Consider the following 287-nt stretch of genomic DNA (forward strand, 5'->3'; position numbering starts at 1 on the left):
TTATTAAAATAGGAGGCCATATGTATTTCATACAAACCCAAACAAATAAAAAAAATGAAATAGATTGCCCTAAAATAGTGGAATTGAGATTCACAATTTTATACCTTAATTTATTTTAAAATAATTCTTAAATCTTTGCACTATTTTAATAATGCAAAGATTTTTTATTAGTTACTATTTAAATTTAAAAACGTATTTACTTAAATAGTAATACTCAAATTAAGCAATAGCAAAAAATATATACAAAGCAAGACCAACAGCTATCATTGGAATAGCATCCCCTAAAC

At 23.3% G+C, this 287-nt stretch carries 1 pseudogene; it reads right to left on the reverse strand.

Annotated features, from left to right (window positions below):
- Positions 1–94 (reverse strand): annotated as a pseudogene (locus LDP10_RS03455) (F0F1 ATP synthase subunit B); the annotation flags it as partial.
- Positions 95–287 lie beyond the last annotated feature (193 nt).

The organism is Buchnera aphidicola (Pemphigus obesinymphae) (assembly GCF_026122815.1).
GTDB lineage: Bacteria > Pseudomonadota > Gammaproteobacteria > Enterobacterales > Enterobacteriaceae > Buchnera_C > Buchnera_C aphidicola_BJ.